Raw genomic sequence first — 25,849 nt, forward strand, 5'->3', positions numbered from 1 at the left:
TCAATTTTATTGAATAAGGGTTCATCGCCCGCGGTTAGAGCCATCGCCGCCGATGTGCTACCATGCCCGCCGAAAAATAAAGGCGTTCCCACCGCCGCCATAGCAACAAGCATTAAGGAATGACAACGTGAAATCACCTCTCGACGCATTATCTTCGCAGTTAAGCGAGGTAATGCTCCGCGATCGACAACGTCTGCAGCGCCGCTTACAGGGAGCGGCGAAAGTGGGCGCGCCGCAGGCGCAGGCCGCCATCGCCCAGGAGATCGAAGGTGAGATCGCCATCGCCCGCCAGAAAGTGGAAAACCGCCGCGCCGCCCGCCCCGCCGTCAGTTACCCCGAGCAACTGCCCGTCAGCCAGAAAAAAGATCGTATTCTGCAGGCGCTGCGCGACCATCAGGTGATCATCGTCGCCGGGGAAACCGGCTCGGGTAAAACCACCCAGCTGCCGAAAATATGCCTGGAGCTGGGCCGCGGCGTGCGCGGGCTGATCGGCCACACCCAGCCGCGCCGTCTGGCCGCCAGAACGGTGGCCGAGCGCATTGCAACCGAGCTGGAAACGCCGCTGGGCGGCAGCGTGGGCTACAAGGTTCGTTTTAACGATCGGGTGGGCGACAATACGCTGGTGAAGCTGATGACCGACGGTATTCTGCTGGCGGAAATCCAGCAGGATCGCCTGTTGATGCAGTACGACACCCTGATCATCGATGAAGCGCACGAACGCAGCCTGAATATCGACTTTATTATGGGGTATTTACGCCAGCTGCTGCCGAAGCGCCCCGACCTGAAGGTGATTATTACCTCCGCCACCATCGATCCCGAGCGTTTTTCCCGTCATTTCGCCAACGCGCCGATTATCGAAGTCTCCGGCCGCGCCTATCCGGTCGACGTGCGTTACCGTCCGGTGGTGGAGGACGCGGAGGACGCGGAGGACGGCGACCGCGATCAGCTGCAGGCGATTTTTGACGCGGTGGATGAGCTGAGCCGGGAAGGGCCGGGGGATATCCTGATCTTTATGAGCGGCGAGCGGGAAATTCGCGATACGGCGGATGCGCTGAACAAGCTGGCTTTACCCCATACGGAAGTGCTGCCGCTGTATGCCCGGCTGTCGAATCAGGAACAGAACCGGGTATTTCAGTCGCACCACGGCCGCCGCATCGTGCTGGCGACCAACGTGGCGGAAACCTCGCTGACCGTACCGGGCATCCGCTATGTTATCGACCCCGGCACGGCGCGCATCAGCCGCTACAGTTTCCGCACCAAGGTGCAGCGTCTGCCGATTGAGGCCATTTCGCAGGCCTCCGCCAATCAGCGCAAAGGGCGCTGCGGACGCGTCGCCGCCGGGGTGTGCATCCGCCTCTATTCCGAGCAGGATTTCCTGTCGCGCCCGGAATTTACCGATCCGGAAATCCTGCGCACCAATCTGGCGTCGGTCATTCTGCAAATGACCGCGCTGGGGCTGGGGGATATCGCGGCGTTTCCCTTTGTCGAGGCGCCGGATAAACGCAATATTCAGGACGGCGTGCGCCTGCTGGAGGAGCTTGGGGCGATCCAACTGGCGGAAAACGGCCATTATCAGCTGACGCCGCAGGGGCGCCAACTGGCGCAGCTCCCCATCGACCCCCGCCTGGCGCGCATGGTGCTGGAAGCGCGCAACACCGGCTGTGTGCGCGAAGTGATGGTGATTACCGCGGCGTTGTCCATTCAGGATCCGCGCGAGCGCCCTATGGATAAAAAGCAGGCGTCGGATGAAAAGCACCGCCGCTTCGCGGACAAGGAGTCCGACTTTCTGGCGTTCGTCAATCTGTGGGATTACCTGCGCGAGCAGCAGAAGGCGCTGTCGTCCGGCCAGTTCCGCCGTCTGTGCCGCAGCGAATATCTCAACTATCTGCGGGTGCGCGAGTGGCAGGATATCTACACCCAGCTGCGGCAGGTGGTGAAGGAGCAGGGGCTGCCGATCAACAGCGCGCCCGCCGACTATCGCAGCATCCACTGCGCCTTGCTGACCGGGCTGCTGTCGCATATCGGCCAGAAAGACGTGGATAAGCAGGAGTTCAGCGGGGCGCGCAACGCCCGTTTCGCCCTGTTTCCCGGCTCCGGCCTGTTTAAAAAACCGCCCAAATGGACGATGGTCGCCGAACTGGTGGAAACCAGCCGGCTGTGGGGACGCATCGCCGCGCGTATCGATCCCGAATGGATCGAACCGCTGGCCCAGCACCTGATCAGGCGCAGCTACAGCGATCCGCACTGGGAAAAAGCGCAGGGCGCGGTGATGGCGCAGGAAAAAGTCACCCTGTTCGGTCTGCCGATTGTGGCGGCGCGCAAGGTGAACTACAGCCAGATCGACCCGCCGTTGGCGCGCGAGCTGTTTATTCGCCACGCGCTGGTGGAGGGCGACTGGCAAACGCGTCACGCCTTTTTTCGCGCCAATCTGAAATTGCTGGCGGAAGTTGAGGAGCTGGAAAATAAATCCCGCCGCCGCGACATTCTGGTGGACGACGAAACGCTGTTTGCCTTTTATGACCAGCGCTTGCCGCCCGATATCATTTCCGCCCGCCATTTCGACCAGTGGTGGAAATCCGCCGGCCGTCAGGATGCCGATCTGCTGAACTTTGAAAAAAGCATGCTGATCAAGGACGGGGCGGACGATATCAGCGCGCTGGATTACCCCAATTTCTGGCATCAGGGCGACCTGAAGCTGCGCCTCTCCTATCAGTTCGAACCGGGCACCGATGCGGACGGCGTGACGGTGCATATCCCGCTGCCGATCCTTAATCAGGTGCGGGAAGAGGGGTTTGAGTGGCAAATCCCCGGCGTGCGCCGCGAACTGGTTATTGCGCTGATTAAATCCCTTCCCAAACCGATGCGGCGTAATTTTGTGCCGGCGCCCAATTACGCCGAAGCGTTTCTGGCGCGCGCCACGCCGCTGGAACGAGGACTGCTGGACGCGTTGGAGCGCGAACTTCGGCTGATGACCGGGGTGACGGTGCCGCGCGACGAGTGGCAGTGGCAACAGGTGCCCGATCATCTAAAAGTGACATTTCGCGTGGTGGATGAAAAAAATCGTACCCTGCGGGAGGGAAAGGATCTGTCCGCGCTGAAAGAGCAGCTTAAAGACCAGGTGCAGCAAACCCTCTCCGCGGTGGCGGACGACGGCCTGGAGCAGAGCGGTCTGCACCTCTGGAGCTTCGGTTCGCTGCCGGACTGCTACGAGCAGAAGCGCGGCGGCTATTCGGTGAAAGCCTACCCGGCGCTGGTGGACGAAAAAGAGAGCGTGGCGATCCGTTTATTCGATACGCCGCGCCAGCAGCAGCAGGCGATGCGGCAGGGGTTGCGGCGTTTGCTGCTGCTGAATATTCCGTCGCCGATCAAGTATCTGCATGAGAAACTGCCCAATAAGGCGAAGCTGGGGCTCTATTTTAATCCTTACGGCAAAGTGCTCGATCTGATTGACGACTGCATCGCCTGCGCGGTGGATAAGCTGATTGACGAATTCGGCGGGCCGGTGTGGCAGGAAGAGGCGTTCCGCCGCCTGCATGAAAAGGTGCGCGCCGAACTTAACGAGTCGGTGGTGGATATCGCCCGGCAGGTCGAACAGATCCTGACCGCGGTGTTTGCCATCAATAAGCGCCTGAAGGGCCGGGTGGATATGTCGATGGCGCTGGCGTTGAGCGATATCAAAAGCCAGCTCAACGGCCTGGTGTTCCGCGGCTTCGTCACCGCCAACGGCTGGCGGCGGCTGCCGGACGTGCTGCGCTATTTGCAGGCTATTGAGCGGCGGCTGGAAAAACTGGCGCAGGATGCGCACCGCGACCGGGCGCAGATGCTCAAGGTGGAGCAGGTGCGGCAGGCGTGGCGACAGTGGTGCGACAAGCTGCCGGCGGAGCGCCGCGACGACGAGGACGTGAAAGCGGTGCGCTGGATGATCGAAGAACTGCGGGTAAGCTATTTCGCCCAGCAGTTGGGCACCCCGTTCCCGGTATCGGACAAGCGCGTACTGCAGGCGATGGAGCAAATTGATGTATAACCCTATATTTAGGGTTATGCGTTGCGGGTTATTGCCATTGGCACCCCATCAGAGCGGCCGAATCTCCTCTTTTAGCCGGATATAGGCCGCCTTGATCTCATCTTCGCCATATTTTTGCTCCAGGCGTTTGATGATGAAGTGTCCCCGCGCCATATTTTGATAATGGTTGATAAACAGGGTATTGATGGCCGCGCCGCTCGCCGCCCCGATAACCGGGACGATTTGCGCGGCCATTTTCTCAGTGATGGTAATGCCCAGCCGCGCGGCGACGGCGTCGATCACTCTGGCCAGCGTTCTTCCCGCCTGGGAGGTGGTGATTCTGGCCGACGCTTTTTCCGCGCCTTTTTTACCGGCGATATCAATAAGCTCGCGCGCGGCGTGTTTGGTAATATCCGCCAGCACCGCGCGGGAGGCATAATAGGCGGACTCGGCGGCGTCATCGCTTTTGGCGCGGCCGCCGAGCGCGAAAACTTCCACGCAGGCGGCCTTTACCGCCAGGTCCGCCAGCGAAAAGCCTTCGCTGCGGGCGATATCGGCCACCGAACGCATCATAATCGTGGTGCTGATGGGCAGCTCGACAAGTAAGCCGGCCGCGCCGAAAAAGCCGCTGACGGCGCCGGACGTGGCGGCGGCCAGCCTATGGGTTTTGGGCGACGACGCCCGCTGCGGATCGTCGTCCAGAGTATAGAGCGCGGCGTCGACGGATTTATACAGCGCGGCGTGAACCGCGTTCTGTACCTTGTTTTTTACCCAGTTAGGCAGTTTGGAGATGCTCCACTCAATGGGGCCGCCAACCAGATTCGCCAGCTGTATGGCTAAGGAGGGGGCTTCCAGCAAGGTTATGGCCTGTCTGATATCGTTTATATCTTGCCGGTCATCAAAAATGGTCATAGAAATCTCGCGATGTGATGAAAACCAGATAGCGGCGGCGCGCTATCTGACCTGGCGACTATTCAGCCACAAAATAAAATCTTTTGGCGGCAGCGGGCGCGAGAAATAATAGCCCTGAACCTCATCGCAACCAAACTCGGCGAGGTAGTCCAGCGTTTCTTTATTTTCAACGCCCTCGGCCAGAACATCATAATTAAGCTTGTGCAGCATGCTGATGATTGACTCAACGATGGTCCGGCTATCCTGATCGGTTTTAATATCCTGGATCAGCGATTTATCCAGCTTTATTATGGTCGCCGGAATATTTTTCAGGTAGCTCAAATTGCTGTAACCGGCGCCGAAGTCATCCAGTGAAATCGTGAAGCCCCGCTGTTTCAGCTCCCGAATAGTGGCGAGCGTCTCGGAGCTTTCCACTATTTTTTGCGTTTCCACACACTCGATTTCAATATCCGCCGTGGTCAGCTGTTGGTTATTGAGGATATTAATTAGCCGCGAAATAAAATTGTCTTCCGCGAAATTACTGGCGGCGACATTAATTGATATGGGAAATAATACGCCGGCCTGACGCCAGATATTCACCTGCTGAGCGGCCTGTTTCATCACCCATTCCGTCAGCGGGCGCATCAGCGTCGTTCCCTCGGCCAGGGGAATAAAACTGTCGGGATATATTTCACCCAAATCGGGGTGGTGCCAGCGGATCAGCGCCTCAACCCCGATGACTTTGCCGGTCTTGATATTCAGTTTCGGCTGATAAACCAGATACAGACCGGGCTTGTTATGCTGCAATACGTCGGAAAGTTCGTTGAGCAGGGCAAACGCGGTTTGCTGAGCCTTATCGCTGCCTTCGTGGTAGGCGCACTGGCGGATATTATTATCGATGGCGTCATGCAGCGCGCTCATGGCCTCACGCAGGATACGCTGCGGGTCGATGACCGGGATGCGGAATTCGGTATAGCCGACGAACAATTCCAGTTTCAAGGGTACGTGACTGGTAATGCTGTCCTGGATGCGGTCGGCGCAGGTGGCGAGCTTGGCCAGCACCTGATCTTTTCGGTCGGATTTTACCAACAGGGCGAAGCGGCCGATGGCGACGCAGTAAACATTTTCGCGCGAGTGGAATGCCAGGCGCAGAAACATGCCGATATCTTTCAGTATGCTTTCCACCGTCGGCATACCGAGCGCACGCCCCATTTCGTAAGCGTAGGAAATATCAATGCTGTCGATCAGTATTAGCAGGTAGTTTTCATGGATATCGGTTATGTGATTAATATCCTCAATCAACCGCTGGCGGTTCGGCAGCATGGTGACCGCATCAACCAGGCCGATTGCATTACGGTATTTAATCAGCGACATGGCGATGGTGGCTAAATCTTTCAGCGCATGCAGCTGGTGCATGCTGAAAGTGCGGGGCGTATAATCAATAACGCACAGGGTGCCGATGGCGTAACCTTCTTCGGTAAAGAGCGGTATTCCGGCATAAAAGCGAATATAGGGCGGCCCTGAAACGTAGGGGCTATTTTTAAACCTGTCATCGTGCAAGGCATCCTGACAGATAAGAAAACAGCCGGTCTGCACGGCGAATTGATCAAAGGATCCTATTTTTTCCATTTCGTTCAAGGCGAAATTGGTTTTTGCCTTGACGTGTTGCTTCTGTGAGCCGCTGAGCGTCACTAATGACGTCGGCATTTGCAGTAACTGGCAGGCCATCGCCGTGATCTTGTTGAGAATGTTATCCTGAGAGGCATCAAGATCCTGTACTGCATCCAGAGTCTGCATGCGTTTTTTTTCATCATTATTTAAATGGCTCAACATGCTGGCTCCTCCTTCCCCGCGCAATAATAACGATATAAAGAATAAAATTTGCATTAACACATTAACATGGGGCGCTAAAAAGAGGATAGTCTATTCTGAGGATGATAACCGATTAATGTATATAGTAATTAATCAGCAATGGCCGTTACTGGAAATGGTTGGCATGACCAAAACGCAAGTCAAGTTTTTCGTTCGCCACCTTGAGTAATTATCTTTAGAATTTGTAAATTATGTGAAAACAGTGATAAATCAAAGCGCGATAATAGGATTTAATTCACCGGGTGTAATAAAGCATCGCGCCATATTTTAATCAATCGGATGATTAATTCGCAGCGCGGTATTTATAACGGCCCCCGGATATTTACTCAGGGGAGCCCCGATTTTTGGGCCAGCGTTTCCAGCGCCTGGCGGATTGCCGTAACGGCGACGGCGCGATTATCCGCCTTATCGCGATCGACGGCGGCGGGCGCCGAACTTTGAATCCCCATCAATACCCATCCCGAGGCCGTATGCAATATTAGCGGCGAACCGCTGTCGCCTGGCAGGGTATCGCAGCGGTGCGATACCACAGCAGACTGAATCCAGCCGGTAATAAGGCAGTCCTGGTGGCGATACAGCGTATTCTGATGATCTTCCGGATAGCCCGCCTGGGTAACGCGATGTTTATTTTGCGCCAAGGCTTGTATCAACGCCCGACGGTTCCCTTGCCACATGGGGAGCGGCGTAATATCCGGGGGCGTCTGCGCCAGCCGGATGAGAGCATAATCCCACGGCGCCGCGGCGGGGGTAACCACCCAGCCATCGCCATCCGCTTCCAGCAGGTCACTCAGTTTTTTATTCACCAGGGCTTCGAGAACTGTGGTTTCATAGCGCCAGCCGCTATCCGTCGCCAGGAAACGCAGCGCGACCGGCCGGTCCGGCCTGCCGTCGGGCGGGGTCAGCACGCAATGTCCGGCGGTAAGCGCCAGATGCGGCGAAATAAGCGTAGCGGTGCACAGATTTCCACTGGCGGTTTCAAGCTGGCCGATAGCCTGCCACGGCCACTGGGTGACGTCAGGCACGCTATCCCGATCGTCATGGTTGAAAAATAAGATCCGCTGCTGTTGCGCCGCGTCGACATCGCCGCCTTCGGCCCAACTGAAGAGGGGGACAAGAGATAATGAACATAGCAACCAGGCTGATATGCGCATGTAAAATTGTGCCTTGGAGTAAAAGTCAGTAATCACACAAACCGTGAAATAACTATAGATGTATTTGGCGGGGGAACGACTTTTTTTGATTGATTAACCTGATGATCTATAGAAAGAAGAGCAGGGCGACGACCCCGCAGAGCAGCACCAGGGACAGCATGATTTCAAAGGCGTAACGTCGCGGCATCGTCCGATATCCCATAAAATAAACACCCGGATGCGCGGGTGTTTGAGTTTGCCGACCATCTGTTAGCGTCTCCCTGACAAGGGGAGGCTGGGAGGGTAGCAGCAGGCGTCGCCGGAGCGGTGATTTACCCCACCCCAACCCTCCCCTTAGCAGGGGAGGGAGTTTGGCTCCTCCCCCTGACAAGGGGGAGGCCGGGAGGGGGTAATCTGCCTGCAGGTCCCCGCCTAGGGCCGCGGGGACGACGGAGATGGTTTTCACCGCCATAGCCCGGCGCTGGACCTATGCAACCTTTATCAGGCCGCCGGCGTGGTGGTGGACGGTTGCGCCGGTTTGGCTTTCTTGACCTGCTTTTTGGCCGCCTGCGCTTTTTGCTCCGCGGTATTGGCTTTTTTCACCTGTTTTTTATGGTGGATGGTTTTCGCCGGGGCAGACGATGTCGCCGCCGGGGCCGGCGCGCCGCTGGCGGTGTCGGCGGCAAAGGCGACGGAAGAGAGACCCAGAGCCGCACCCGCAATCATCACTAATACTTTATTCATCATCATTTCCTCATGGCTTGTTCAGGTTTCGTGACCCTGCGTCGGGCCGGTGAAAAGAGCATAGAGAAAAAGGGCGCGCCGTTCCGTAAGTGATTGGTATCGGCGTGTAACCGAATGTACAACCGGGGCTATGTATCACCCAAACGGCGCAATTTATCGCGCCGGATTGAGTGATGCCGCCCCTTCGTCCGTCAGCTCAGCGCGGTAAGCCGCAGCAGCAGGGCCGACTCGGGATCGAGGATCGGCAGAGCGATGCCGGCCTTCTCCAGCCAGTCGCCGCTCAGCGTCATCGGCCGTTTAAGCCACGCCGGGTATTGCTTCATGGTGTGATTCCTCTCTTTGCGCAGGCTGTCGGGCATGTCCAGCACCTCAAGCTTGTACTGCGTCTGGGGCTGCAGGCCGGGAATTTGCACGCTGCCGCACAGGGCGTATTCCGGCAGGGCCAGTTGGCTGAGCAGCACCACCGCCTGCCGTTGGTCCTGGGAGATAACCGCATTGACCAGCATGGCCTTGTCGGGATGGTCGAGGCGTAACAGCGTGCCGCTGTGCAACAGGGGGCGCAGTTGCTTATACAGGGCGATATAGCGGGCGAACGCCTGCTGCGCCGACTGGGGTTCGGTCACCGGGTCCAGTTCAACCCCCATATGGCCGAACAGCGCGGTAAGCCCGCGGAAATTGATGCTGTGCGTGCGGGACGTGGTATGGCAGGGATTACCGCCGATATGCGCGCCCATGACCTCCGGCGGGAAAAAGTAGCTCATTCCGCGCTGGATCTGCAGGCGGTCGAGCGCATCATTGCTGTCCGACGGCCAGAAACGATGGCAGCGTTGCAGAATTTCATAATCCACCCGCCCGCCTCCCGACGCGCAGGATTCAAACTCCACCGCCGGAAAGCGCGCGTTGAGCTGGTCGAATAGATGATACAACCGCTCGGTTTGCCGCGTCTGCGAGGGATGCCCTTGGTGACCGGGCTGTACCATTTCGCGGTTGAAGTCCCATTTTACGTAGTCGATGTTATGTTCCCCCAGCAGCCAGCTCAGACGCTCCAGCAAATAGTCATAGACCGCCGGGTTCGACAGGTCGAGCAACAGCTGATTCCGTCCCGCCAGCAGCGGGTAGCCGTCCAGCTTCAACACCCAGTCCGGGTGATTGCGGTATAGATCGGAGTCCGGATTGACCATCTCCGGCTCGACCCAGATGCCGAACTCCATACCCTGATCTCTAACCGCGTCAATCACCGGCTGCAGCCCCTGAGGGTATTTTTCGGCGTCGATATACCAGTCCCCCAGCGAACTGAGGTCGTTGTTGCGCCCTTTAAACCAGCCGTCATCGATAATAAAACGCTCGATGCCGATTTTAGCCGCGTTTTCCACCATGCGGATGAGGTAGCCGGGATCGTGGTTAAAGTAGATCCCCTCCCAGGTATTGAGATGAACGGGGCGCGGCTTGTTCGCCAGCGCCGGAATAATGTGCCGGCGCACGTAGCGGTGAAAGTTGTCGCTCATGCCGTTCAGACCGCGGGCGGAATAGCTGGCGTACACCCAGGGCGTGGTCACGCTTTGATCGGCGTCCAGCGCGATTTCACCGGAAAAATAGAGCGCTTCGGCCTGCAGCTGGCGACGGCCGTCGCTTTTACAATCGGCGCGCAGGCGATGATTGCCGCTCCATGCCAGATGCAATCCCCAGACTTCTCCCTGCTGTTCGCTGAACCCCGCCTTGCCGGCAATCAGCGCGGGGAAATACTCATGGGAGGTTCTGCCGCGCCGGTTTTCCTGAATATAGCCGCCGTGCTCCAGCTTAAGCGAGTGGCGCTGGAACTCTTTGATCCAGCGGCCGTTGAACGCCATAATTTCATTGGCGCGCTCGGGCAGCGGGAGCGTCACCGCCAACCGATCGACCCGGTAGAGGCCGCTACGGAGATTGGTCAGCGTATTGCGGGTTTGCAATACGCCGCTGTCCGGGCAAAGCCGCAGCTCGCTGACCAGCCGCAGACCGGCGGCGGCATCCTCGCCGACAATCGTCAGCGCGTTGTCGTCAAGCTGGTGGCTGCGGGTGGTAAACACCGGCGACCAGTCCCGACCGTTACGGTTACCCTCCATGCCCGGCACGCTGAACAGTCCGCGGCCGTTTTCAGGGCAAAGGGTCAATGGCGCATCGTTATCCAGACGGCTGTTGGCGATCGGGCGGTTTAACGCCGCGATCTCCTCCGGCTGATAGGCTTGCAGGTGTTGGCCCCAATAAATGATTTCCGCATAGGGATAGCAACGTAAAACAATATCCGAGTGACGGCTGACTAACCTGACAAAGGTATTATTCATAACGACTCCAAAGAAAACTAGGCGATTTGCTTATCGCTTTTGAAATAAGAACGAATACTTTCGACAACACCGCGGCCGGAAAGGGTGAAGGCTGAAATGATGGTGAACGCCAGGACGATGCTGCCCAGCACCAGATAGGTATTTTGAAAACCCATGCTGTCGTACATGCGTCCGGCGAAGACGGACATAAAAATCATCGACAGCTGTTTACTGAAACAGAAACCAATCAGATATACGGTGGCGGAAAAGCGCACTTCAAATACCTGGGTAATATATTTAAACGAACCGACCAGCAGGAACGGCACTTCAAACATATGCAATATTTTCAGGACCACCACTTCCACCGCCGTGGTGGCAAACGCGGAGCCGAGAATGCGCACCGACATAATGGCGCCGGCAAGCAGTAACGCGTTCTTACTGCCGATACGGGAAATAATCACCGGGGCGAAAAACATCACCGTGGCGTTGAGTAATTCACCGCCGGTGGTGACAAAGCCAAATATCTCCGTTCCCTGTTGTTTGGTGGCGAAGAAGGTGGTGAAAAAATTGGCGAATTGCTGGTCGAACACATCGTAAATACAGGCCACGCCGACGATATACAGAATAAAGAACCACAAGGCCGGTTTCTTTAGCAGTTCAACGGCATTTTTCAGATTGAACGGCGGCTTGTTGGCGCCCAGTTTATCGACGACATAAGCGGTGGATTCCTGATCCGGGCGGGCGAAAAACAGCAAAACGGCCAGCACCAGCGCGCAGCCGGAGGCCATCCAGAATATTAATTCATTATTGACGCTATACAGCAGGCCCACCACGCTGGCGCACAACGCCCAGCCAATGCAGCCGAACATGCGGGTGCGGCCGTATTCAAAATTACTGTGGCGGCTGACCTTTTCAATATAGGCTTCAATCGCATGAGAGCCGCCGGTAAAGACAAAGCCCAGATAGCAGCCGCCGATCAGGGCGCCGATAAAAATATTGTATTTTAACAGCGGGCTGAAAATATAAATAAAGAAGGGGGCAAACAGCACCAATAGCCCGACGATAATCCACATCAGATTCTTTTTTAAGCCGAGTTTGTCGGATAGCGGTCCCATGATCGGCTGGAAAGCCAGGGCAAACAGCGAAATACTGCCAAAGACGATGCCGGTGTCGGTTTTGCTTAAATTATTAACGTCATGCAGCCAGATGGGAAAGAATGGGTAGTAGGAAGCCATGATAAAAAAATAGAAGAAGAAAAAGAGCCCGAACAACCAGAAATTACGGTTTCCCCAATAGGATTTTTCTTCGCTTGCGTCGCTCATAAACACCTCTACTGTAACTGATGGCGCCAAGGTCCGGGGAGGACTTTTCGCCGTGTGGAAACGCTTTCACTCAACATACATCCGAAACGTTTCGGATTAAAATCTAAACGTTTCGGATCTGTGATGGAGTTAAAAAATCAGGCGGTAAATAACCTTGATAAACGACATATGATGTACCGTAAACGCCGCAATTTTTTTATCATCAGGCTGAATGATTTTTCAGCGGCATAAGGAGAAGTGCGATGGAAGAGGGCTTGCAGATCGTGATGTCGCCAGTGCAACTGGCGGCGGTACTATCGGATAAAACGGTGACCGAGGCGGAAACCGTTAGTAATCGGCTACTGGGCGGATTAGGTGTTGCACTCGGCGCGGTTGAGCTTATTGGTGCCGGAGCGCTTTGTCTGGCACCAGAACCCACCACGCTGACAAAAGCCGGTTGTGTTGTTGTGGGCGCGCACAGCATAGATAGCATCAACGCGGCGGCGGATCAGGTGATAACCGGTAGGGATACCCGGACTGCGACCTAAATCCTCATCCTCCTTTCATAGCATGCAAGACGCTGAGAAAGTGCTCAGTTCGGCCCTAAAAGCCAATCGCCTGAAAATCATCCACTGGGCGAATTTCAATAAAGCTGCCGATCCGCTGGAACTGACATACAATGCCGGTTCCGCTATCGGTTACGGATTTCGTCAAGGTAGTACAACCAAAGAAATGATTACCAGAGTGCGAGTGGTCTTGTTGAAAAAAACTTATAACGGGAAACCTTATTATGTTCTCACGGCTTATCCCTTCATGGGCTAAAAAGGACAAAGAAAATTACTCTTCGGTAAAAACATTAATGAGTGTTTTCTTTGGGCAAGATTTTGAGATCTTTGGAGATAGCGTCGAAGATATCATGGAAAGCTATTTCGCTACGGTGAACGATATTTCCTGTGAAATGCTTAGCGAACAAGTTGATGCTCTACTGAGTATCCCTGATGATAAAGATCTTGAAGCCATCATGTCAGAGCTTGCTGAGAACCAGTTTCGCCCGGAACCCTGGGGAGAAACATGGAGAAGCTATTTAAGCAAGGTGAAATCCTGTCTCGATAAGCGGTAGCCGATCTGGCTTTCCTTTAACTGTTGCTTCGAAAATCGTGAACAGGTTCTTATCACATCAGCTGCCGGGTTGACTATGTCATTAAAAAAGATCGCTAACGAACTGGGGCTTTCCTCCACCACGGTCAGTCGCGCGTTGAATGGCTATGACGATGTCGCAGCGGCGACGCGCGAGCGGATTGTGGAAGCCGCCAGGCGCCTGGGCTATCAGCCTAATTCGCTGGCCCGGCGCCTGAAAATGGGGAAAACCGACGCGGTGGCGCTGGCGTATCCTTCGCGGCCGCAGGTACTCAACAATTCGACATTTCTCGAGATGATTAGCTGGATCGGCATCGAACTGGCGAAATTCTGCATCGATTTACTGCTTATTCCGGACGAGCCCGACAATACTCACCATTCGCTTACCCGCCTGGTGGAAACGCGCCGGGTGGATGCGCTGCTCGTCGCCCATACCCAGCCGGAAGATCACCGTCTGAACTATCTGCAGCAGCAGAAATTCCCTTTTCTGGCCCTGGGACGCAGCAATTTATCCCAACCCTACGCCTGGTTTGATTTTGATAACCATGCGGGCTCCGCCATGGCGGTAACGCGACTGGCGGCGTTGGGGCATCGGCGCATCGCCTTTCTGGGCACCGACGCCCGGCTTTCTTATGTGGAGCAGCGCCGGCAAGGCTATATCGACGCGCTGGCCGGGCGTTCGCTGCCGCAACCGGCGGATTATATCCAGCAGGTGGAACCCGACCGTCCCGGCGGCTATCAGGCGACTCGTCGCCTGCTGGCGCTTGCGGAGCCGCCAACGGCGATTATCACCGACTGCAATATGCTGGGCGACGGTGCGGCCAGCGCGCTGCAGCAGGCGGGCCTGCTGGGGCAACGGGGAATATCGCTGATCTCCTATGACGGCCTGCCGGATGACACGCTGCTCGATATCGCCGTGACGCCGATCGTGCAGAATACCCGCACCAGCGTCGGTAAACAGATTGCCGCCATGATCCATGAGCTACTGCAGGGCGCCGACCCTCAGCGCCTGCAGGTTTTATGGCAGCCGGAGATCGGCCGCGGGGAGACCGACTGCCCGCCGCGGCGATAATTCAGCGCGCCGGCGGGGCGGCGACTTTCACCGGCCAGCAAAAGCGAAAACGGGCGCCGCCAAGCGTGCTGCCGTGCGCGGCGATGGTTCCCGCATGCGCGCGGGCGATGGCCTGGACGATGGCCAGTCCCAGCCCGCATCCGCCGCTGTTTTCCATTCCCGCGTCCAGACGGATAAAGGGGGCGAAAATATGTTCCCGCTCGTCCGGCGCAATGCCGGGGCCGTCGTCCTCAACCTCTAAACAGGCCATATTGTCGCCGTCCCGCCGCAGGCTGATATGCAGGCGCGTGCGGCAGAAACGCAGCCCGTTATTGACCAGATTATCCAGCGCCCGCTCCATCAGGCGCCGATCGAGCAGGCCGAAATCCGCCGCCGGCGCGTTATCCAGCGTGATGAGCTTATCCGGGTGCAGCAGTCTGAGATCGTCGACTTTGGCGCGCAGCCAGGCGGGAAAATCGATGCCGGCGAGATGCAGCTCGACCTGCGGCCGGTCCAGCCGGGCATAGGCAAGCAGTTCGTCGATCAGCGCTTCAAGCTGGCCGATATCCCGATTTAATGCCTGCTGTTCCCCGTCGGTCAACTGTTCGCTGATGGCCAGTCGATAGCGCAGACGCACCAGCGGCGTGCGTAATTCATGGGCGATATTATCGATCAGCTGTTTTTTACTGGCGATAAGCTGATTCAGATTATCCGCCATCTGGTTAAAGGCGATGCCGAGCCGAAACAGGCTGGAGGCGTTGTCGAAGTGGGTACGCGCTTCAAGGTGCCCGTCCCCCAGCCGCTGCGCGGCGCTTTCCAGTTTCAACATCGCCTGCCAGTGCGGCCGCATCCACAGAAATACCGGCAGCGCCAGCGACAGACCGATAAGCAGCACCAGCATCAGGTCCAGCAAGCGGATTTCATGCAGAAAAAAAAGGTAGGGGATAGGGCCGACGGCCAGCACATAACGGCTGCGGGGAATGCGCTGGATAAAAGTATATTCATCGTCGAGGGCGACAATCTCCCCCTGAGTTAAACGCCGCTGCGCATGGGGATTAAGCCGGTATTTACTCAGCGGCTCGATATGCAGCTTAAACGACAGATTTAAATCGAGCCGGTTGATGGTCCGATGCCAGTCGCGCGGGGGAATGGCGCGCAGCTCGTTGCGGATCAGATAGAGCGAGCTTTTCATCAGGTCGTCCATGGATTGCCGTCCGGCGCGCTCGGCGGTGACTTTATACACCAGCCCGACCAATAGCGTCATCACCACAAAACAGGCGAACAGTAACAGAAAAAACTGGATAAACAGCTTTTTCATGGCGCGGCGTACTGCCAGGCGTGGGGCGCGAACAGATAGCCTTTGTTGCGCACCGTTTTGACGCGAAACGGCGCCAGCGGGTTATCGTAGAGCTTTTTGCGCAGCCGGGAGATGGCGACGTCAATACTGCGATCCATGCCGTCGTAACTCACGCCGCGCAGATTTTTCAGCAGCGCGTCACGGTCCATAATCTGCCCGGCATGGGTCGCCAGTTGCCAGAGCAGATCGAAATCGGCGGTGGATAACAGGATATGCTCGTCGCCCAGCGTAACGTCGCGGTTGACCGGGTCGATGCACAGCAGGCCAAAATGCAGCGGCCGGTGGATCTGCAACGAAGGCGCGGATTTTTCCGCCGCGTCGGGCGCCGCGGCCGCGTATTGCCGCAAATGAAGGCGCAGGCGGGCGAGCAGAACGGCGGGCGGCGTGGTTTTCAGAATATAGTCGTCGGCCCCCATTTCCAGGGCCAGAATATGATTCATATCGCTGTCGAGGGAGGTCAGCAGAACCAGCGGCCCGTTATACTGCGGCCGCAGCTCGCGGCAGAGGGTCATACCGTCTTTCCCCGGCAGCATAATATCCAGCAATACCAGATCGGGGCGCTGCCGCTCGATAAACGCCAGCGCGCGATCGCCCCGCGGCTCCACCCGGACGTCAATATCATATTTGCCGAGATAAGCGGCGATCAGCTTGCCGACTTCCGCATCGTCTTCTACAAAAACAATCTTATGCATAGTAGCCGCGTCATGACGAAAATTGCTTGCGCCAGCATAGTCCGTCGGCAAATCCGCTACCATATATGAAGCGTAAACGAGTGTTAAAGCGCGGCTCTCAGCGCAGCGATCTGCCGCCGTCAAGCCCCAGCGTTTTTCCGGTGATATAACGGCTGGCGAGCAGATAGTCGACGAGCCGGACGATCTCCTCTTCCCCCGGCGCTATTTTCATCAGGGATTTATCCAGCGCCTGCCGGCGATACTGCTCGTCGTCATGCTGGTGAAACATGATCAGCGCGGGGGCGATGGCGTTGACTTTGACTTCCGGCGCCAGCCGGCGGGCGAACGAGCGGGTCATATTATCCAGCGCGGCTTTACTGGCGGCATAAGCGATATGCTTATCGCTGCCTTTTTCCACCACATAGTCGGTCAGATGAATGATATCGGCCCCGGCGACGCCCTGACCGCGCAGGCAGGGCTCCAGCAGCTGGTTAAGTAAATAGGGGGTGTAAACGTGGATTTGCAACATTTCCGCCAGCGTCTTTTCCGGTGGAATAGCCGCGCTTTCCGCCTGCCAGCTGCTGGCGTTGTGGATAATCGCCCGCAGGCGCGGCGTCAACGTCTTGACCTGGGCGGCAAAGGCGTAAATCTGCTCGGTGGTGGAGAAATCGGCGGGCAGGCAGATGGCGCCCTGCTGCGTCAATGTCTCAAGCTCGGGATAAGCCGTACGTCTGCTGATGATAACCGGAATACCCTGCGCCAGAAACGAACGGGCCAAGGCCAGGCCGATGCGCCGGGCGCCGCCGGTAATCAATACGGGGGCGGAAGGAAAAGTTGCCACAATCAATGCTCCTGAACAGGCTGGAAAATCCACGGTAAACCGTGACAATATACCTGAATAACCTATCTTGCATGATAGGGTTTTGCAGCAAAAACGTGCGTTGAATCCACTGGCGAAAAGGAGAGCGGGGGATGGAAAAATGTCACTCCGAATCGGTATGTTCCAGTGAAAAAATCTGTATCGATTACGCCGATTATCTGGCGGCGTTGTGTAATAAACGCTGGCGTTTCATCGACGCCATGTACGGCGTGCTGCCGATTTTCGGCATGGTAACCAAAACCACGCTATCCCGGCGGATAGCGGCCCCCAAAGAACGGCTTAAAACGCTGGCGATGCAGGTGCTCTCCACCCAGGTAAGCGATGAAACCAATATCGTCAGACTTATCGCCCTGGCCCGGCGGCTGGGGCTGAGGGCTTTGGATATTCAGTTGCCTTATTCGCTGACCAATGAGCAACTGAGCGTAATCGGCGAGGAGAGCAGCGCCCCGCTGGCGTTAACCCAACGGGATGAGCGTCTGTCGGTTAGTCTCGTGAGCACCTCCCCCTGACAAGGCTGTCTCTTATACACAAATCCAAGGAACCTCTAGAGGCCATGTGTATTCTGGTCTTGGGTTCGTTCTTGGTTCTTTGTTTTTTTGGTTTTCGTCGGCGTAAGAAATCACGCTGAGGTGGACGACCCCGCGAATGCGCCGCAGGGAAGCGGCGCAAGCCAGTGCCGCGTCGGGAACGCGTCACTGGCGGTTCGGGAAAGGGGGCGACCGCCGAAGGCATCGCGCCAGCGACGTGATTTCAGCCACAAGCCCGGGTCCGGAGGGTGGTGGCGCTTGAACCACCCTGCGTCGGGCGCGTGCTGCGACATAGCAGAGAAATGACGGCCTTCTAGCGCACGAAATAGCGCTGAACTCACATATACCGTTAACAGTAAATATGTGACTAAGAGACAGCTGACAAGGGGGGGCTGGGAGGGGCGCAACAAAGAGCGTTGTCGCGCCTCAAGGGAGGAGTTATCTGCCCGCTTATTCCGCCGCCTTGCTCTCTTCGGCGGTAACCTCAAGCGCCTGAGCCAGGGAACCGTAAAAACTAAGGCGTCCCGCTATCGGATGGACGTTGGCCCGCGCCAGCGTTTTCAACGGCTGGAAGGGAATATCGGTAATAATCAGATGCTTGCCTGCCGGCAATGTGTCGCTGAAACGCAACAGGGCGTTCAGCCCTCCCGCATCCAGCACCGGTACGGCATCCCACTGCAGGATAATGGTTTGATAATCCTGGCTGCGCTCCAGCAGGTCGCTGAACAGGCGTTCGGCGGCGGCAAAGAACAGCGGACCGTTGACGCGCAGCACCAGCTGATGCGGCGCGCGGGTTTCCGGCAGTTCGCTCAGTTTGGTCATCCGGGCGATGCGCCGCATAAACAGCAGCGACGCCAGCACAATCCCCACCGTAATGGCGATAACCATATCAAACAACACGGTCAGCGACATGCACAGCAGCATAACGATAATGTCGTCTTTCGGTCCGTGGCGCAGCAGATCGATAACCTTGTGGGCTTCGCTCATATTCCAGGCGACGAGCAGCAGCAGCGAGGCCATCGCCGCCAGCGGCAGATAGGAGAGCCACGGCGCCAGCACCAGCAGCGCCAGCAGCACCAATAGCGAATGGATGATGGCCGACACCGGCGACGTCGCGCCGGCGCGCACGTTGGCGGCCGAACGGGCGATGGCGGCGGTGGCGGTAATGCCGCCGAAGAACGGGGCGATAATATTGCCGAAGCCCTGTCCCATCAGTTCGGCGTTGGAATTGTGTTTTCTGCCGGTCATGCCGTCCAGCACCACGGCGCACAGCAGGGACTCAATCGCCCCCAGCATGGCCATGGAAAACGCGGCGGGCAGCAGGGCGGAGATACTTTGCCAGTCGAGCGTCATGGCCGGGCCGCCCGGCGTCGTGACGTCCCAGGGCAGAACCAGCTGCGGCAGAATAGGGGGAATGCCCTGGCCCTGAGTGCCGTCGGCCAGCAGATAGCTGAAGCGGGAGCCGATGGTCGCCACCTCGACGCCAAACAGCGACAGGATCCCCATCACCGCAACGCCCGCCAATAACGCGGGCAGATGTCCCGGCAAACGGATGCCCAATTTAGGCCAGCCGATCAACACCGCCAGCGAGGCGACGCCAATCAGGGTATCGCCCAGTTGCAGGGTGGGCATTGATTGCGCCAGCGCCCCGATTTTTTCAACGTAGTGTTCCGGCACCACGGCCATCTGCAGACCAAAGAAATCCTTGATCTGCATGGTGCCGATGGTAATGGCGATCCCGGAGGTAAAACCCAGCGTGACCGACAGCGGGATATATTCGATCAGCCGTCCCAGACGGCATATACCCATCAGCAGCAGAAATACGCCGGAGAGCAGGGTGGCGACCAGCAGGCCCGACAGCCCGTACTGTTGGGATACCGGATACAAAATCACCACAAAGGCCGCCGTGGGACCGGAAACGCTATAGCGGGAGCCGCCGCTGACCGCAATGACGATCCCGGCGATGGCCGCCGTATATAACCCGTATTGAGGAGGAACCCCGCTGGCGATTGCCAGCGCCATGGCTAGAGGGATAGCGATAATACCAACCGTGATGCCGGCTATAATATCCTGGATAAGTCGTTGTAATGTATATTTTTCTCGCCAGCACGCTTCAATAAGCGCGCTAAACGGTTTGATGCCGTTAATTCCATGCGTTTTCATCTAAGAAAGAACCAATAAAAAGAAAAACAAATGGCGGGCCGGCTGGGTCCGTCGTAGATATGCGTTATATACGATACGCCGGTTGTTCTTAGAAGATCCAGATATACATCAAGAGAAAATACGGATTGTGCAATCCGGCGACGCCGCTGCGCGTCGCCGGAAAAAAGGAAAGGGTTAGAGCATGATGGTCATCAGGTAGGCGGCGAACAGCGCCAGATGGGCGCTGCCGCTGAGCACGTTGGTTCTGCCGGTTGAAAACGTAATATGGCACAACACCAGCACGGCCAGCATCACCACGATATGCGGCATATCCAGGCCGAAGTTCAGCGTCTGGCCGGTGAGCATGGCGATAATGGTTACGGCGGGCACCGTCAGTGAAATGGTGGCCAGCACCGAGCCGAAAAACAGATTCATCGCCCGCTGCACCTGATTTCTCAGCACCGCGCGAATGGCGCCCAGCCCTTCCGGCGACAGGATCAGCAGGGCGACCAGGAAGCCGGTAAACTGCGCTGGCGCATTCATTTCCGTCAGCAGCGCCTCCAGCGGCTGCGAGTCCATTTTAGTGACGCTGATAACCGCAATCAGGTGGATCAGCAGCCATACCGTGTGCCACAACGAACTGTAGGCCGAGGGCTTGCCGTGATGCGGATCGTCGCCTTCGTCTTCATGTTCGTAGACAAACAGGCTCTGATGGGTGCGGGTCTGGATCAGCAGGAATACGCCGTACATCGCGGCGGAGATCAGCGCGACAAGCAGGGATTGCCCCACGCTGAAATTACCTTCGGGCAGGGCGCTGGGGAAAACCAGCACAATCACCGACAGCGGGAAAATGGCCATTAAATATTGCTTGATGCCGCTCAGATTGACGTACTGCGTGGCAAACTTGCGGCCGCCCAGCAACAGCGCGAAACCGACCAAGCCGCCGGTGACGATCACGATAATGGAATAGAGTGTGTCGCGCATCAGATCCGGGCCGGCGTCGCCGGTGGCCATCAAGGCCGAAATCAGACTGACTTCGAGAATAACCACCGACAGGCTGAGGATCAGCGAACCATAGGGTTCGCCTAAGCGGTGGGCCAGCACATCGGCGTGACGGACAACGCTGAAGGCGCTAAAAAGGATACCGACCAAGGCCAGTAAATTAATACCCAAAATGGAGAGGAAGTCTTGTGTGTCTCCCCAGAGGAACAGAACGATCAGAGAGACTATCGGCAGGATAAGTGAATATTCCTGGTGACGGGTTTTGACAACCTCAGAGTAAGACTTCATTACGGTGGTTCTCCTTATCCAGCGGAATTATGATAAAAACGTTACCAAAAAGTGTTTATGGCGTAAAAAGATGATGTAGATTACCAGATTTCAGGGTGATTCGCGGCTTTTTTACGGATTTTTACGCTTGAAACGGAAAGTAAACCCAAAGGGGAGAATATAATAATCTTCTCCCTATCATAATAATATTAAATACATTTTTTATGACTGATTTTCAGGGTTATTGACGATATCGCGGCGTTTGCGGTGATAATCCTCTTTATTTAACCCTTCTCGCCATCAATAAACGGCATAAAGCTTATTCCGCTCATATCATGGATGGCGACGCCCTGGGATCTTTTCCTGCCAACCCGACCGGCGTTTGCCGGAAAGGCAACGCGCGGAAACGATTAACCGGCGCTTCCGCCATATCGGTTCTTTCCACCATCCAGTGTAGATTAATTTATCGCGCTTTGGACAAAATCGACAATATCCGCGGTGCGTCGTTATCTGACTTGCTTGCCGGGCGGAAAATGAATAACCTCAAGGCATTACTGCCGTAAAATTAACCAGGCGACAGTGTTGGGCTTAAGGATGGAACGACAACAGGCCTTGATTGGCAGAAAACGGTATGTGGTCCGGGAGTGGGGAAGTCGTGCTAACACGTGATTTTTTGCAGAAAGCAGATTGTAGAACGTCTTTTGGCCGTATTGAGGAAACCTTATTACTTACGCCGCAGCAGCGAGCCGATTCATTGGCGCAGACGCTGGACCGGCGCCCGGATGAAAGCCCGGTGTGGGTATTTGGTTATGGTTCACTGATGTGGAATCCGGTTTTTGACGCCGAAGAAGCCTGTCTGGCGACGCTTCACGACTGGCATCGGGCTTTTTGCCTGCGGCTGACGGCCGGACGGGGCACGGTTGGCTGCCCCGGGCGCATGCTGGCGCTGCAGCCTGGCGGGCAAACCACCGGTCTGGCCTTTCGTCTGGCGGAAGCTTCGCTGCGTGAGGATTTAGAGCTGTTGTGGAAGCGTGAAATGCTGACCGGGTGTTATCGCCCGGAGTGGTGCGAACTGCAGCGGCAAAATGGTGACACTGTCACCGCCCTGGTGTTTGTTTCCGAGTCCGGACATCCGCTGATTGAAGAGGATACCTGTATTCAGCGGATTGCGCCGCTTATCGCCCAGGCCAGCGGGCCGCTGGGAACCAACGCGCAGTATCTGTTTGCGCTGGAACAAGAGTTGCAAAACCACGGAATGGCGGATGACGAGCTAAGTGAGCTGGCCCGTCTGGTGCGTCTGCTACAGCAGCAGCCCGCGGCCGATAGCCAGGAGCATGGCGGCTGAAAAGACGGCGGCGACAGTATTCGCCGACCGTCTGCAAACAACGGGAATTACCAGCCGACGCCCACGCCCATGGTATACAGCGTATCGTCGACATTACCCTGATCGCTTTCGATGCGGGTGCGTGACACTTTCATGCTCATGGACGACCAGTTGGTCAGCTTGAAGCGCAGGCCGGCGTCCGCTTTCAGATAAAACGGCGCGGTGGCGTCGAAGGAGCGTCCCAGTTCGCCGCTGGTGAAGGCTTCCACCGATTTACTGAACAGAAAGCGGTTATAGTCCCATTTGATGCCGCCTGAGTAGAAGTTATCTTCACCTTCCGCTTCATCCTGATAGACATAGGTCTGGGCGCTGACCAGCGAGGTCAGCGAGAAAGCGCCAAGGTCGTTATCCCAGAACTGATAACCGGGACCGAGACCGAATGAACGGTTGATTTTAATGCTTTCGATCCAGTCGCGTTTGTACTGATAGCGCCCCTGCCAGAACCAGTGCTCATCAAGAAATTTATCCAGCGCGTATTCGCCGGACGCATTCTTGGTACTTTCCACATTATTTTCTTTTGCCAGGTGGTAGCTGCCGTCAATGTTATGACGCCAGGTTCCGTGCCGCGCCTGGGTGCTGAGGGTCGCATCGTAGTTATCGGTTTCGGTGGAGCTTTTCTTGTGCGACATCCCGGCGTCGATATTGCCTTTCCAGGCGAAGTCTTTCACCAGCGGCTTCTGGGCGACGATTGAGGTGATCTCTGAAAGCTGCAGCGTCTGCGGTCCGGTCGCGTCGCTGGAAATGGACGGCGTGGCGACAATGGCGCGGTTTTCCCCGGCTTTAATAACCGGATAGAGTTCGCCTTCGCGATAGCGCTCTCCCTGAATCACCAGGCCATGGTCGGTTTCAAAGGTTTTCACCTTGTCCCAGGAAACGGAAATTTCCCCGGCGTAATCGGTGGTGATAAATAATTTGCCGCTGTCAAGCAGGGTGATTTTTCCCGTGAACTGGTCGCCGTTGGTTAGCCAAACGGTATCGGCGCGGCTTGGCGTAATGCCGGCGGAAGCGAGGGCGATAACCAGACTCAGGGAAGATATTGCATATTTGGATAGTGTCATTTTGCCAGATAAACAGTAGTGACAAGTTTCGAAAGACGCCGTTTACAGCAGCGTCCGGCCGATGAAAAAAAACGAACCGGTTCAGCCCGGAACGGCAAACATTAACAGGATTTGCGGGGATGCTCTAGACAAAAAATATCATTGATTAGAATGTAAATAGTTATAAAAGATACGATTGATGATTAACAGCTATAACGCGATGTTGATCACATTTCGAGCTATAGCTGTTGCAGGCTTAGGCGGCGCCCTGCGAGCAGGATGACGGCTTGCGCTCCAGAAAACGCGCCGTAAGGAATTTCCGCACCCGGGAAACAATCCGTTCCTGGAACAATACGCACAGCGCCACGGTGGACAGCAGGAAAAAAACATAGCCGGTTACGGACAGCTGAACCTGCCCGGCGGCGGCGATGCACTGATCCCAGTTGCTGAAGCAGGCCAGAGGATTGCCGCGCACCAGCTGTTCAACGGTACGGAATAAATTAAACAGCGGCACGTGCAGGGCGAATATCGACAGCGAGGCGGCGCCCAGCCGCGGCGACCAGTGGCGCAGCCATTCGCTGTTCGGCTCGCGCGCCAAAGCGCTGATGCACACCAACGCCACCTGCGCCGGCAACAGCAATCCGTTATGCAGCAGGAAGTACCAGTACGCTTCGCCCCTGGTGAAAAGCCAGGTGGCGACAATAAAGTTGGCGATGATAAACAGCACCACGCCATAGCGCTGCCCCCTGGTCAGGGGTTCGCGTCCTTTCTGGCGATAGTGCCGGAAAAGGGCGTAGCCCAGAATACCGGCCAGAAACTCCGGCAAGCGGAAGATGGGTCCGCGCTGCAGCAGGCCGGTGTAGGGCATGCCGTACTGTTGCTGCCAGATCACCCAGACCGGCGGCAGCAGGTAGAGCAGGCAGATGATGCCCATCCACAGCCAGGGGTGGCGGCTGTTAAGCAGACGGGGTCCCAGCAGCGGGAAGGTCAGATAGAAAAAGAACAGGGTGGAAAGCGACCACAGCGGCGCATTGAAGGTCAGGAAATAGGGGTTCCACGCCTGCAGCATCAACAGCTGCAGCAGGCTGTTAAAGGCCAGCTGCGCATTGGTCATATAGTGGCGCAGCGTGGCCGGGTCGGCGGCGGGATCGTTGGTATCGTAAATCACGAAACGGGCGCTGGCGACCTGGCCCTCCGGCGGCACAGCCAGCCACTGCATCAGCATCACCACGGCAATGGACGACGCCAGCGCGATAATATGGATGGGATAAATATTGAATAGCCGTTTGGCCCAGAAATGGCGGGCGGGCTCACGCAGGCGGCCGTCTTTGATATAGACATGGGCCAGCAGAAATCCGGATAGGACAAAGAACGTACTGGTGGCGAAAAATCCCATACTGGTCAATTCGCTCAGGAACGGGATAAATTCACGCTGCGGGTAAACGTGCGCCGTATGATAAATCATCACATAACAACCGAGCAAAAATCGCAGCCATTCCAGCCCGATAAATCGCTCTTTACTGACTTTCTTCATGTTGTTCCTCAGTCAACCGCCGTGTAAACAGCAGGAAAATACTGTAATGATCAAGTTTAGACGAGAGCAAAACGGCGTTAATTAGGATAATGGCTATAAATACCGGCTTCGTTTAGGGTTTGTTTAGGATTGGTTTAACAAGTTGCCTTAGCGGCCAGACGCTGCTAATGGCGTTTATATAATCAAACAGTTAGCTAAATATCGGAAATTACTCCCTGATTGATAATCCTTGTCTATACTTAGTATCGCGTCTTGTCTGCATGGGTAATTCTGTAGATAAACCCATCATGGAATTAGGAAAAGTGAGGTTGTTATGGGAATTTTGTCTTGGGTTATTTTTGGGTTGATTGCCGGTATTTTGGCTAAATGGTTAATGCCAGGCAGAGACGGAGGTGGTTTTTTCCTGACGATAATCCTCGGGATTGTCGGTGCGGTTGTCGGGGGATATATCAGTACCTTCTTTGGCTTTGGCCGGGTGGACGGTTTTAACTTCGGCAGCTTCGTCGTCGCGGTGATTGGCGCCATTGTGGTGCTGTGGATTTACCGTAAGGTTCGCAGCTAAGCCAGCTTATAGCAATTCAAGCCGCATGCTATCGCCGATAACATGCGGCTTTTTTATGTC

Annotated in this window: 21 protein-coding genes and 1 pseudogene; 8 read left to right on the forward strand and 14 right to left on the reverse strand. The window is 56.3% G+C overall.

Going from position 1 to position 25,849, the window contains the following annotated elements:
• The first annotated feature begins 127 nt into the window (after nucleotides 1-127).
• On the forward strand, nucleotides 128-4,024 hold the full coding sequence (hrpA, locus tag MFP24_RS05255) for an ATP-dependent RNA helicase HrpA (protein WP_249229461.1): 3,897 nt from the start codon (nucleotides 128-130) through the stop codon (nucleotides 4,022-4,024).
• 48 nt (nucleotides 4,025-4,072) lie between these two features.
• Here the strand turns inward: hrpA and MFP24_RS05260 are convergent, their stop codons facing one another.
• The 7 genes and pseudogenes from MFP24_RS05260 to MFP24_RS05285 form a co-directional block, all read right to left on the reverse strand.
• A complete protein-coding gene (locus MFP24_RS05260) occupies nucleotides 4,073-4,915 on the reverse strand; it encodes an EcsC family protein (protein ID WP_249229460.1) in 843 nt (280 codons plus the stop codon).
• A 42-nt stretch (nucleotides 4,916-4,957) separates the two neighbouring features.
• Nucleotides 4,958-6,727 carry a sensor domain-containing phosphodiesterase gene (locus tag MFP24_RS05265; protein ID WP_249229459.1) on the reverse strand — a complete coding sequence of 590 codons (1,770 nt, stop codon included), beginning with the start codon at nucleotides 6,725-6,727 and terminating at the stop codon, nucleotides 4,958-4,960.
• A 365-nt stretch (nucleotides 6,728-7,092) separates the two neighbouring features.
• Complete coding sequence (locus MFP24_RS05270; protein ID WP_249229458.1) at nucleotides 7,093-7,917, reverse strand: trypsin-like serine peptidase; 825 nt, start codon at nucleotides 7,915-7,917, stop codon at nucleotides 7,093-7,095.
• A 106-nt stretch (nucleotides 7,918-8,023) separates the two neighbouring features.
• Complete coding sequence (locus MFP24_RS24465; protein ID WP_498366392.1) at nucleotides 8,024-8,368, reverse strand: hypothetical protein; 345 nt, start codon at nucleotides 8,366-8,368, stop codon at nucleotides 8,024-8,026.
• Between the two features lie 59 nt (nucleotides 8,369-8,427).
• Nucleotides 8,428-8,640, reverse strand: a pseudogene (gene asr, locus MFP24_RS05275) (acid resistance repetitive basic protein Asr); the annotation flags it as partial.
• A gap of 191 nt (nucleotides 8,641-8,831) precedes the next feature.
• Complete coding sequence (locus tag MFP24_RS05280) at nucleotides 8,832-10,958, reverse strand: alpha-galactosidase (RefSeq protein WP_249229456.1); 2,127 nt, start codon at nucleotides 10,956-10,958, stop codon at nucleotides 8,832-8,834.
• Nucleotides 10,959-10,975: 17 nt separating this feature from the next.
• Nucleotides 10,976-12,259 (reverse strand): MFS transporter, encoded by a 1,284-nt coding sequence (locus tag MFP24_RS05285; RefSeq protein ID WP_249229455.1) that lies wholly within the window; start codon nucleotides 12,257-12,259, stop codon nucleotides 10,976-10,978.
• Nucleotides 12,260-12,501: 242 nt separating this feature from the next.
• Here MFP24_RS05285 and MFP24_RS24070 point away from each other — a divergent pair, with 242 nt between their 5' ends.
• The 4 genes from MFP24_RS24070 (at nucleotide 12,502) to MFP24_RS05300 (ending at nucleotide 14,447) form a co-directional block, all read left to right on the forward strand.
• Nucleotides 12,502-12,786 carry a hypothetical protein gene (locus MFP24_RS24070; protein ID WP_318011315.1) on the forward strand — a complete coding sequence of 95 codons (285 nt, stop codon included), beginning with the start codon at nucleotides 12,502-12,504 and terminating at the stop codon, nucleotides 12,784-12,786.
• 22 nt (nucleotides 12,787-12,808) lie between these two features.
• On the forward strand, nucleotides 12,809-13,060 hold the full coding sequence (locus tag MFP24_RS24075; protein ID WP_318011316.1) for an RNase A-like domain-containing protein: 252 nt from the start codon (nucleotides 12,809-12,811) through the stop codon (nucleotides 13,058-13,060).
• A complete protein-coding gene (locus tag MFP24_RS05295) occupies nucleotides 13,029-13,358 on the forward strand; it encodes a contact-dependent growth inhibition system immunity protein (RefSeq protein ID WP_249229454.1) in 330 nt (109 codons plus the stop codon). Before MFP24_RS24075 ends, MFP24_RS05295 begins: the two co-directional genes overlap by 32 nt.
• Before the next feature lie 75 nt (nucleotides 13,359-13,433).
• Nucleotides 13,434-14,447 (forward strand): LacI family DNA-binding transcriptional regulator, encoded by a 1,014-nt coding sequence (locus tag MFP24_RS05300; RefSeq protein ID WP_249229453.1) that lies wholly within the window; start codon nucleotides 13,434-13,436, stop codon nucleotides 14,445-14,447.
• A gap of 1 nt (nucleotide 14,448) precedes the next feature.
• On the opposite strand, the gene rstB is transcribed toward MFP24_RS05300, so the two are convergent.
• From rstB to folM, 3 genes are all read right to left on the reverse strand, one after another.
• Nucleotides 14,449-15,744: a two-component system sensor histidine kinase RstB gene (gene rstB, locus MFP24_RS05305; RefSeq protein ID WP_249229451.1), complete on the reverse strand. Its 1,296-nt coding sequence runs from the start codon at nucleotides 15,742-15,744 to the stop codon at nucleotides 14,449-14,451.
• Nucleotides 15,741-16,475 (reverse strand): two-component system response regulator RstA, encoded by a 735-nt coding sequence (gene rstA / locus MFP24_RS05310; RefSeq protein ID WP_249229449.1) that lies wholly within the window; start codon nucleotides 16,473-16,475, stop codon nucleotides 15,741-15,743. Before rstA ends, rstB begins: the two co-directional genes overlap by 4 nt.
• Nucleotides 16,476-16,572: 97 nt before the next feature.
• Nucleotides 16,573-17,295: a dihydromonapterin reductase gene (gene folM, locus MFP24_RS05315; RefSeq protein WP_249229447.1), complete on the reverse strand. Its 723-nt coding sequence runs from the start codon at nucleotides 17,293-17,295 to the stop codon at nucleotides 16,573-16,575.
• Nucleotides 17,296-17,426: 131 nt separating this feature from the next.
• Here folM and MFP24_RS05320 point away from each other — a divergent pair, with 131 nt between their 5' ends.
• The gene (locus MFP24_RS05320) at nucleotides 17,427-17,843 is read left to right on the forward strand and encodes a hypothetical protein (protein ID WP_249229445.1); all 417 of its coding nucleotides are present in this window, start codon (nucleotides 17,427-17,429) and stop codon (nucleotides 17,841-17,843) included.
• 468 nt (nucleotides 17,844-18,311) lie between these two features.
• On the opposite strand, the gene dauA is transcribed toward MFP24_RS05320, so the two are convergent.
• Entirely contained in the window at nucleotides 18,312-20,024 is a 1,713-nt protein-coding gene (gene dauA / locus MFP24_RS05325; protein WP_249229443.1) for a C4-dicarboxylic acid transporter DauA, read from the reverse strand.
• Between the two features lie 174 nt (nucleotides 20,025-20,198).
• Nucleotides 20,199-21,293 carry a sodium-potassium/proton antiporter ChaA gene (gene chaA, locus MFP24_RS05330; protein WP_249229441.1) on the reverse strand — a complete coding sequence of 365 codons (1,095 nt, stop codon included), beginning with the start codon at nucleotides 21,291-21,293 and terminating at the stop codon, nucleotides 20,199-20,201.
• A gap of 634 nt (nucleotides 21,294-21,927) precedes the next feature.
• On the opposite strand from chaA, the gene MFP24_RS05335 reads away from it, so the two are divergent.
• A complete protein-coding gene (locus MFP24_RS05335) occupies nucleotides 21,928-22,617 on the forward strand; it encodes a gamma-glutamylcyclotransferase (protein WP_249229440.1) in 690 nt (229 codons plus the stop codon).
• A 47-nt stretch (nucleotides 22,618-22,664) separates the two neighbouring features.
• On the opposite strand, the gene MFP24_RS05340 is transcribed toward MFP24_RS05335, so the two are convergent.
• Together MFP24_RS05340 and MFP24_RS05345 are read right to left on the reverse strand one after the other, a co-directional pair.
• Nucleotides 22,665-23,714: a DUF481 domain-containing protein gene (locus tag MFP24_RS05340; protein ID WP_249229438.1), complete on the reverse strand. Its 1,050-nt coding sequence runs from the start codon at nucleotides 23,712-23,714 to the stop codon at nucleotides 22,665-22,667.
• A gap of 235 nt (nucleotides 23,715-23,949) precedes the next feature.
• Nucleotides 23,950-25,227: an acyltransferase family protein gene (locus tag MFP24_RS05345; RefSeq protein WP_249229436.1), complete on the reverse strand. Its 1,278-nt coding sequence runs from the start codon at nucleotides 25,225-25,227 to the stop codon at nucleotides 23,950-23,952.
• Nucleotides 25,228-25,540: 313 nt separating this feature from the next.
• Here MFP24_RS05345 and MFP24_RS05350 point away from each other — a divergent pair, with 313 nt between their 5' ends.
• On the forward strand, nucleotides 25,541-25,789 hold the full coding sequence (locus tag MFP24_RS05350) for a GlsB/YeaQ/YmgE family stress response membrane protein (RefSeq protein WP_249229433.1): 249 nt from the start codon (nucleotides 25,541-25,543) through the stop codon (nucleotides 25,787-25,789).
• The last annotated feature ends 60 nt before the right edge of the window (nucleotides 25,790-25,849 follow it).

Source organism: Brenneria tiliae, from assembly GCF_023347575.1.
GTDB lineage: Bacteria > Pseudomonadota > Gammaproteobacteria > Enterobacterales > Enterobacteriaceae > Brenneria > Brenneria corticis.

What these genes read in the sequence shown, in the direction of transcription:
- rstB (WP_249229451.1), bottom strand. Translation starts at nt 15,744, where the DNA reads ATGAAAAAGCTGTTTATCCAGTTTTTTCTGTTACTGTTCGCCTGTTTT.
- MFP24_RS05265 (WP_249229459.1), bottom strand. Translation starts at nt 6,727, where the DNA reads ATGTTGAGCCATTTAAATAATGATGAAAAAAAACGCATGCAGACTCTG.
- MFP24_RS05280 (WP_249229456.1), bottom strand. Translation starts at nt 10,958, where the DNA reads ATGAATAATACCTTTGTCAGGTTAGTCAGCCGTCACTCGGATATTGTT.
- MFP24_RS05300 (WP_249229453.1), top strand. Translation starts at nt 13,434, where the DNA reads ATGTCATTAAAAAAGATCGCTAACGAACTGGGGCTTTCCTCCACCACG.
- MFP24_RS05285 (WP_249229455.1), bottom strand. Translation starts at nt 12,259, where the DNA reads ATGAGCGACGCAAGCGAAGAAAAATCCTATTGGGGAAACCGTAATTTC.
- chaA (WP_249229441.1), bottom strand. Translation starts at nt 21,293, where the DNA reads ATGAAGTCTTACTCTGAGGTTGTCAAAACCCGTCACCAGGAATATTCA.
- MFP24_RS24070 (WP_318011315.1), top strand. Translation starts at nt 12,502, where the DNA reads ATGGAAGAGGGCTTGCAGATCGTGATGTCGCCAGTGCAACTGGCGGCG.
- MFP24_RS05270 (WP_249229458.1), bottom strand. Translation starts at nt 7,917, where the DNA reads ATGCGCATATCAGCCTGGTTGCTATGTTCATTATCTCTTGTCCCCCTC.
- MFP24_RS05340 (WP_249229438.1), bottom strand. Translation starts at nt 23,714, where the DNA reads ATGACACTATCCAAATATGCAATATCTTCCCTGAGTCTGGTTATCGCC.
- rstA (WP_249229449.1), bottom strand. Translation starts at nt 16,475, where the DNA reads ATGCATAAGATTGTTTTTGTAGAAGACGATGCGGAAGTCGGCAAGCTG.
- MFP24_RS05345 (WP_249229436.1), bottom strand. Translation starts at nt 25,227, where the DNA reads ATGAAGAAAGTCAGTAAAGAGCGATTTATCGGGCTGGAATGGCTGCGA.
- MFP24_RS05260 (WP_249229460.1), bottom strand. Translation starts at nt 4,915, where the DNA reads ATGACCATTTTTGATGACCGGCAAGATATAAACGATATCAGACAGGCC.
- MFP24_RS05295 (WP_249229454.1), top strand. Translation starts at nt 13,029, where the DNA reads ATGTTCTCACGGCTTATCCCTTCATGGGCTAAAAAGGACAAAGAAAAT.
- MFP24_RS05350 (WP_249229433.1), top strand. Translation starts at nt 25,541, where the DNA reads ATGGGAATTTTGTCTTGGGTTATTTTTGGGTTGATTGCCGGTATTTTG.
- MFP24_RS24465 (WP_498366392.1), bottom strand. Translation starts at nt 8,368, where the DNA reads ATGGCGGTGAAAACCATCTCCGTCGTCCCCGCGGCCCTAGGCGGGGAC.
- dauA (WP_249229443.1), bottom strand. Translation starts at nt 20,024, where the DNA reads ATGAAAACGCATGGAATTAACGGCATCAAACCGTTTAGCGCGCTTATT.
- MFP24_RS05320 (WP_249229445.1), top strand. Translation starts at nt 17,427, where the DNA reads ATGGAAAAATGTCACTCCGAATCGGTATGTTCCAGTGAAAAAATCTGT.
- MFP24_RS24075 (WP_318011316.1), top strand. Translation starts at nt 12,809, where the DNA reads ATGCAAGACGCTGAGAAAGTGCTCAGTTCGGCCCTAAAAGCCAATCGC.